General features: G+C 51.6%; 8 protein-coding genes. All 8 read left to right on the top strand.

Going from position 1 to position 7727, the window contains the following annotated elements; translation table 11 throughout:
• Positions 1 to 324: 324 nt before the first annotated feature.
• Positions 325 to 1086, top strand: coding sequence for a carbohydrate ABC transporter permease (locus Q0231_RS08830; protein WP_299347224.1), 762 nt, complete (start codon positions 325 to 327; stop codon positions 1084 to 1086).
• Between the two features lie 8 nt (positions 1087 to 1094).
• Positions 1095 to 2468 (top strand): alpha-glucosidase/alpha-galactosidase, encoded by a 1374-nt coding sequence (locus Q0231_RS08835; protein ID WP_299347215.1) that lies wholly within the window; start codon positions 1095 to 1097, stop codon positions 2466 to 2468.
• The gene (locus Q0231_RS08840) at positions 2465 to 4180 is read left to right on the top strand and encodes an IlvD/Edd family dehydratase (protein ID WP_299347216.1); all 1716 of its coding nucleotides are present in this window, start codon (positions 2465 to 2467) and stop codon (positions 4178 to 4180) included. Before Q0231_RS08835 ends, Q0231_RS08840 begins: the two co-directional genes overlap by 4 nt.
• Positions 4180 to 4950: an SDR family oxidoreductase gene (locus Q0231_RS08845; RefSeq protein ID WP_299347218.1), complete on the top strand. Its 771-nt coding sequence runs from the start codon at positions 4180 to 4182 to the stop codon at positions 4948 to 4950. The genes Q0231_RS08840 and Q0231_RS08845 overlap by 1 nt, the downstream gene beginning before the upstream one ends.
• 4 nt (positions 4951 to 4954) lie before the next feature.
• Entirely contained in the window at positions 4955 to 5872 is a 918-nt protein-coding gene (locus Q0231_RS08850) for a 2-dehydro-3-deoxygalactonokinase (RefSeq protein ID WP_299347219.1), read from the top strand.
• A complete protein-coding gene (locus tag Q0231_RS08855; RefSeq protein WP_299347220.1) occupies positions 5872 to 6477 on the top strand; it encodes a 2-dehydro-3-deoxy-6-phosphogalactonate aldolase in 606 nt (201 codons plus the stop codon). Before Q0231_RS08850 ends, Q0231_RS08855 begins: the two co-directional genes overlap by 1 nt.
• Positions 6477 to 7328 carry an SMP-30/gluconolactonase/LRE family protein gene (locus Q0231_RS08860; protein WP_299347225.1) on the top strand — a complete coding sequence of 284 codons (852 nt, stop codon included), beginning with the start codon at positions 6477 to 6479 and terminating at the stop codon, positions 7326 to 7328. Before Q0231_RS08855 ends, Q0231_RS08860 begins: the two co-directional genes overlap by 1 nt.
• Positions 7329 to 7727: beta-galactosidase (locus tag Q0231_RS08865; protein WP_299347222.1), on the top strand; the 399-nt coding region annotated here is incomplete at its 3' end.

Below are 7727 nucleotides of genomic sequence, written 5' to 3' on the forward strand. Positions count from 1 at the left end.
CGCGCCCGCAGGCAGCGTAACATGCTGGCAACATTGTTCTTATCACAAGGGACGCCAATGTTATTGGCGGGTGACGAGTTCGCCAATTCTCAGATGGGGAACAACAACGCCTATTGTCAGGACAATGACATCGGATGGCTGAACTGGGACAAAGCAGACGCAGAACTGCAGTCGTTTGTCAGCAGCCTTTCTGCATTTCGACAGGATCATGTATGTGTACGTCAAAGTCGGTTTCTTCACGGGGCAAATCGCCCAAGCGATGGATACGCCGACGTCTATTGGACCAATTTTGATGGCGACCCATTAGAGTGGCGCGATCCGGGCCTGGCAATCCTGTGCCTGACGCTTAGGTGTTCCGCAGATTCACATGATTACGAACCCGATGGCGACGTGGTGTTTATCGTTTTCAACCGCAACCATGACGAAGGTCACGTCAGGTTGCCCGACACCCCAAGTGGGCAATATTTGCTCAATAGCTTCAAGGTAACCATTCCCACAGTAATCGGTGCTGTCGCCCTGTCGTGCATGACTGGCTTTGCCCTCGCGGTTTATAAGTTCAAAAGCAGCCTGCCGATTTTCTTTCTGTTTGTTGCGGGAAATTTTGTGCCGTTCCAAATTTTGATGGTGCCGGTGCGTGATTTGACACTGCACATGGGCGTCTACAACACCTGGCAGGGGCTGGCCTTGTTCCATATTGCGTTCCAAACCGGGTTCTGTACTTTGTTTATGCGCAATTTCATCAAGGCGTTGCCGTTCGAGCTAATCGAAGCGGCGCGTGTAGAAGGCGTTTCAGAAATTCGTATCTTTTGGTATGTGGTTCTACCCCTGATGAAACCGGCGATCGCTGCCCTTGCTGTGCTGATTTTTACGTTCATCTGGAACGACTATTTCTGGGCAACGGTGTTGACGCAAGGTGCTGACAATCAACCTATTACCGCCGGACTTTATTCCCTCAACGGCCAATGGGTTTCCTCCTGGCATCTTGTGTCTGCAGGCTCAATTGTGGCCGCGCTGCCACCCGTTGCCATGTTCTTTTTGATGCAAAAACACTTCATCGCTGGCTTGACGCTCGGCGCTGTTAAGTAGGACTTACCATGACGAAAAAAATTGCCTTCATTGGTGCGGGCTCCACCATTTTCATGAAAAATATCATTGGTGACGCCTTGCATTATGCTGCCCTCAGCGATGCGCATATCGCTCTGATGGATATCGACCAAACACGTTTGGATGAATCTGCGCTGGTGGCCAACAAGATGATTTCATCTTTGCGCGTAAGCGCGACCGTCACGACCCACACAAACCAACGTGAAGCGCTGATGGATGCTGATTTTGTGGTCGTCGCGTTCCAGATCGGTGGCTATGATCCTTGTACCATTACGGATTTTGAGATCCCCAAAAAGCACGGCTTGCGCCAAACAATCGCTGACACGCTTGGAATTGGTGGCATCATGCGCGGTTTGCGTACTGTGCCACATCTATGGGCGATTTGCGAGGATATGCGGATCGTTTGCCCGGATGCTTTGATGCTCAATTATGTGAACCCGATGGCGATCAATATGTGGGCGATTGCGGCAAAATATCCGGACATTAGACATGTGGGGCTCTGCCATTCTGTGCAAGGCACGGCAAAGGAATTGGCCGCAGATTTGGGCATTGACCCAGAAAGCTTGCGCTATCGTTGTGCAGGCATCAACCACATGGCCTACTTCCTCAATTTTGAGCAACGCCAGACAAACGGAACCTATGAAGACCTTTACCCTGCATTGCGCACGGGCTACGCCAATGGTTCGCTAAAACCAAAGACAAATCCTGATCAGCCACGGTGCCCGAACCTAGTTCGCTACGAAATGCTCAATCGCGTCGGCTACTTCGTGACCGAGAGTTCAGAGCATTTTGCTGAATACACCCCGTACTTCATCAAGAATGGCCGTGATGATCTTATCGAGCGATTTGGCATTCCGCTGGACGAATATCCCAAACGTTGCGTGGAGCAGGTTGAGGGCTGGAAAGCCCAAGCCGAAGCGTTCAAAAATGCGGACAAGATTGAGGTGTGTAAATCACACGAATATGCCGCCACCATTATGAATGCTATCGCCACGGGGGAACCCGCGGTGATCTACGGCAATGTGGCAAATGATGGCTTTATTCCCCAATTACCAGACGGCTGTGCGGTTGAAGTGCCATGTCTGGTGGACGCCAACGGCATCCAACCAACCGTTGTAACCGACATTCCTCCACAGCTGATTGCGCTGATGCGCACCAATATCAATGTGCAGGAATTGACGGTTGCCGCTTTAATCAATCAAGATATTGACCATATTTATCATGCAGCCATGTTGGACCCGCACACAGCGGCAGAGCTTGATTTAGATACTATTTGGGCCATGACATCTGAATTGCTTGAAGCCCATGCAAACTGGCTACCAACTTGGATTGCTGAACAGTTTAAAAAGAAAGATTACGCGTGACCGATAAGAAAAACCGTCGCAGCCAAGCTTGGTATGGCAAACTCGATAAAGACGGCTTTATCCATCGCTCTTGGATGAAAAATCAAGGCTTTCCAGATCATGTGTTTGATGGTCGCCCGATCATTGGCATTTGCAATACTTGGTCCGAACTAACCCCCTGCAATTCGGGATTGCGGGTGTTGGCTGAGGCGGTGAAACGCGGCGTTTGGGAGGCCGGTGGCTTCCCCGTCGAGTTTCCCGTCATGAGCCTTGGCGAAACGCAAATGAAGCCAACGGCAATGTTGTTCCGCAACTTGTTGGCGATGGATGTTGAAGAAAGCATCCGCGCATACGGTATCGATGGTGTGGTGCTTTTGGGCGGTTGCGACAAAACCACCCCAGGTCAGTTGATGGGCGCGGCCTCTGTCGACCTACCCACCATTGTGGTAAGTTCCGGTCCCATGCTCAATGGCAAGTATAAAGGCGAAGACATAGGCTCAGGCACTGACGTTTGGAAATTCTCAGAGGCTGTACGTGCTGGTGATATGACCTTGCAGGACTTTATGGCCGCTGAAAGCGGCATGTCCCGCTCAGCAGGCGTGTGCATGACGATGGGCACCGCCTCCACCATGGCTTCAATTGTTGAGGCGATGGGCATGAGCTTGCCCACAAACGCGGCTTTGCCAGCAGTTGACGCGCGACGCACATCGTTGGCGCACTTAACCGGCAAGCGCATTGTTGAAATGGTGGAAGAAGATTTAGTGATGTCCAAAGTGGTCACCAAAAACAGCTTTGAAAATGCTATTTTGGCCAATGCGGCGGTCGGTGGCTCCACCAACGCCGTGGTGCATTTGTTGGCGATGGCCGGACGGGTTGGTGTTGATCTGAACCTAAAGGACTTCGAACTGGGCAGCGACGTACCGCTTCTGGTCAATTGCATGCCTTCAGGCAAATACCTGATGGAAGATTTTTGCTATGCTGGCGGCATGCCCGTTGTGCTCAAGGAACTGGGCGATCAGTTGCGCCCCGCCAACACGGTGCTCAATAAAGATATATCAGTGTTTGCGGATGGCGCTGAGTGCTTTAACCGCGACGTCATCTACTCGTATGATGCGCCGCTAAAACCAGCATCCGGTCTGCGGGTGTTGCGCGGCAATCTCGCGCCCAATGGCGCAATCATTAAGCCGTCAGCTGCAACAGACGCCTTGTTGGAGCATGAGGCTGAAGCCTATGTTTTTGACAGCATTGAAGATTTGAAAGCCAACATCGATCGTCCAGATTTACCGGTGACCAAAGACACGATTTTGGTGCTAAAAGGCTGTGGGCCAAAAGGTTACCCGGGCATGCCCGAAGTTGGCAATATGCCCATACCGCAAGTTTTGGTTGAAAAAGGCGTGCGCGATATGGTGCGTATTTCAGATGCGCGCATGTCCGGTACTGCGTTTGGAACCGTCATCCTGCATGTCAGCCCAGAAGCTCAAGCCGGTGGTACACTGGCACTCGTACAAACAGGTGATCGTATTCGTGTCAGCGCATCAAAAGGCGAACTGGAACTGCTTGTAGACGAAGCAGAACTGGAAACGCGCCGCGCGGCTTGGCAACCAGATCAACCCCACTATGATCGTGGCTATGCAAAACTCTATATCGATCATGTTATGCAGGCCGATAAAGGCGCGGATTTAGATTTCTTGGTCGGCAAAGATACACGTCCAGTCACAAGGGAAAGCCACTAATGAGTGAGAATGTCACTTTTCATGACCTTAAGGGGCAAAGCGTGTTCATCACCGGCGGTGGTTCGGGCATTGGGGCTTCTTTGACGGAAGGTTTTCTGCAGCAAGGCGCGAATGTGGCCTTTGTACAGCGTTCAGACGCAAGCGAATTTGCAGACGAGATGGGCAAAAAATACAACAATAAACCCATGTTTATCAAATGTGACATCACCGATATTCCCTCTTTGCGCTACGCAATGAAAGAGGCGGCAAAAGCCTTTGGCCCAATCACGGTGATGGTCAACAATGCGGCGAATGACAAGCGGCATAGTCTTGAAGGCTATACGGTTGAAGAATGGGACTTGGCGATGGACGTCAATTTGCGTCCGCACTATTTTACGGCCCAAGCGGTTGCTAAAGACATGGCCAATTCCGGTGGCGGGTCGATCATCAATTTCTCATCGATTTCCTATATGATGGGCAATGCTGGCTACACGTCCTATGTAACATCCAAAGCAGGCATAACGGGACTTACGCGGGCACTGGCGCGCGAATTGGGTCCAGACAATATTCGGGTGAATGCCTTGTTGCCCGGTTGGGTTTTGACTGAGCGACAATTGGACAAATGGGCCACACCTGAAGATTTGGCTTCTCACTTGGCCAAACAGTGCATTAAAGAACACTTAGTGCCAGATGATATTGTCGACGCAACGCTTTTTTTGGCGTCAAAAGCGAGCCGCATGATGACCGGGCAAGCAATGGTTGTTGATGGCGGCGTCGTGGTAACAGGATAAGATGATGAACAATAAAATTGAATGGATCGCATTGGATTGGGGCACCACCCATTTTCGGGCTTGGGCAATGGGTGCTGGTGGCAAAGTGCTTGATCAGGTCAAATCAGATCAAGGTATGGGCAGCCTGACGCAAGACCAGTTTGAACCAATCTTTTTATCCCACGTGCAGCCTTGGCTTGAAGGGCGCACTCATCCGCTCAGTGCTTTTGCTTGCGGTATGGTGGGGTCGAAACAAGGCTGGATTGAAGCTGAATACATTGCAACACCTTGCGCACCGCCGCGCAACGAACAATTGGTTCAGGCGCCAATTTCAGATCCGCGTATCCAAGTGTTCATTGTTCCCGGCCTTTCACAGTTTAAACCCGCTGACGTTATGCGCGGCGAAGAAACGCAAATCGCTGGCTTCTTGGCCAGCATGCCAAATTTTGACGGGGTGGCTTGTTTGCCCGGCACCCATTCCAAATGGGTGACGATCTCTAAAGGTGTGGTCAAACATTTCACCACCTTTATGACCGGCGAAATGTTTGGCCTTTTGTCCAAAAAATCTGTGCTGCGTCATTCTGTGGCCGGTCGTGGGTGGGACAATGCGGCATTTATCGCGGGCGTCAAACTGTCCATGGACACGCCTGAATCAACTGCCCAAGAACTGTTTGCCATCCGGCCGCAATCCATGTTGCACGGGCTGCCCGCCAACGAAGCGCGGGCCAGACTTTCAGGCCTATTGATAGGCGCAGAATTGCGCGCCACGGAGCATTTGTGGTCATCTCGCGATGTTTGCATCATCGGGGACCCAAAACTTACAGAGCACTACAACAAAGCGCTTGAGTTTTACAATTGTAAGGCGACCATTGCTGATGGTGATATGATGACCCTTGGCGGCTTGCATGCAACAGCTGTTTCAGCCATGGAGCAGGCGTCTTAATGGCCAGAAAAATCATCGCTATCTTGCGCGGCATTAAGCCAGAAGAAGCCGTGGCACTAACGCGCGAAATCATTGATGCTGGCATCACATTAATTGAAGTGCCGCTCAACTCTCCCCAGCCGTTTGATAGCATAAGTGCCATGCGCCACGCTTTTGATGGGGTTGCACAAATTGGCGCCGGGACCGTGCTCACCTTGGCCGATGTTGCCGCGCTCAAAGCCGCCGATGGACAATTTGTCGTTTCGCCTGACTGCAATGTTGAGGTGATCAAGGCCACCAAAGCCGCCGGCATGAATTCATACCCGGGCGTCTTCACCGCTACTGAATGCTTCGCGGCCATCCATGCGGGGGCAGATGGGTTGAAACTATTCCCCGCGAGCGTTTTGGGTACAAGCGGCCTGAAAGCATTGCGCGCTGTTTTGCCATCCACCATTGACGCTTACGCAGTGGGCGGGGCCGGTCCAGACAATTTTGACCAATGGCACACAGCTGGCGCAAACGGCTTTGGCATCGGCACCGCGATTTATAAACCTGGTGATGACGCGGCGACGGTACGCGCAAAAGCCGACGCGATTGTTGCTGCCTACGACAAGGTGTTTGGGTGATGCAAATTGAGGTTTTGGATGATCACAAATGCTCATTGGGGGAGGGGCCGCTTTGGCATCCCAAAACCGGAGACTTTTTTTGGTTCGACATCGACAAAAAACTCCTTTTGAAACGTTCCGGCACAAGTGTGGAACAAATACAGTTTGACCGGCATGTTTCAGCCGCTGGCTGGCTAGATGAGCAAAATTTGCTGGTTGCGGACGAATTTGGCCTGTTCCAGTTTAATCATCTGACCAAAGATGAAACACGCATTGCTGACATTGAGAATGACAATCCCATCACCCGCTCAAACGATGGGCGCGCTGATCCGTTCGCAGGATTTTGGATTGGCACCATGGGCAAAAAGGCTGAACCAGAAGCAGGTGCGATCTATCGCTACTACCGTGGTGAGGTGCGCCAACTATTTGACAAGATTAGTATTTCCAACTCGATCTGTTTTTCACCAGATGGCGAATATGCCTATTTTACGGACACGGTGACCAAAAAAATCATGCGCCAGACGCTGGATCAAACACACGGTTGGCCAGTCGGCGAGGCGGAGTTATTTGCCGATTTGAGCGGAGATGACCTCAATCCAGATGGCTCGATTGTGGACGCAAATGGCAACCTTTGGAATGCCCAGTGGGGGGCGGGACGTGTCGCACAATATGCCAAAGATGGTTCATTTTTGCGCGCCATTGAGTTCCCCGCCAGCCAAGTCACTTGCCCCGCATTCGGCGGTGAAAATCTGGACCAACTCATTGTCACATCCGCAAAAATCGGTTTGGGCGACAAAGAAGAATTTGCAGGCTGCACGTTCAGCGTTAGTCTGAACGTTAAAGGCCAAAACGAACATCAAGTGGTGCTTTAAATGACCATAAACCGCGCACTCGGCACTTGCTATTACCCTGAACAGTGGCCCCGCGAACAGTGGGAACAAGACGCCAAACGCATGGCAGAGTTGGGTCTAAAATGGGTGCGCATTGGTGAGTTTGCATGGAGCCGGATTGAGCCAGAGCATGGCTCTTTTGAATGGGATTGGCTTGATCAAGTAATTGAAATATTGGGTCAAAATGGCTTGAAGGTCGTGTTAGGTACGCCGACAGCAACCCCGCCACGCTGGATGATTGACCGTCATCCTGACATTTATGCAGCAGATGAAAACGGCAATCCACGCAAGTTCGGCTCACGCCGCCACTATTGTTTTTCCCACCTTGGTTATCGCGCGGAATGTGAGCGCATCGTCGAGTTTTTGGCGAACCGCTACGGG

The organism is uncultured Maritalea sp., assembly GCF_937139385.1.
GTDB lineage: Bacteria > Pseudomonadota > Alphaproteobacteria > Rhizobiales > Devosiaceae > Maritalea > Maritalea porphyrae_A.

Excerpts from the sequence above, each read along its gene's own strand:
- Q0231_RS08835 (WP_299347215.1), top strand. The coding sequence starts at position 1,095 with ATGACGAAAAAAATTGCCTTCATTGGTGCGGGCTCCACCATTTTCATG.
- Q0231_RS08845 (WP_299347218.1), top strand. The coding sequence starts at position 4,180 with ATGAGTGAGAATGTCACTTTTCATGACCTTAAGGGGCAAAGCGTGTTC.
- Q0231_RS08850 (WP_299347219.1), top strand. The coding sequence starts at position 4,955 with ATGAACAATAAAATTGAATGGATCGCATTGGATTGGGGCACCACCCAT.
- Q0231_RS08855 (WP_299347220.1), top strand. The coding sequence starts at position 5,872 with ATGGCCAGAAAAATCATCGCTATCTTGCGCGGCATTAAGCCAGAAGAA.
- Q0231_RS08860 (WP_299347225.1), top strand. The coding sequence starts at position 6,477 with ATGCAAATTGAGGTTTTGGATGATCACAAATGCTCATTGGGGGAGGGG.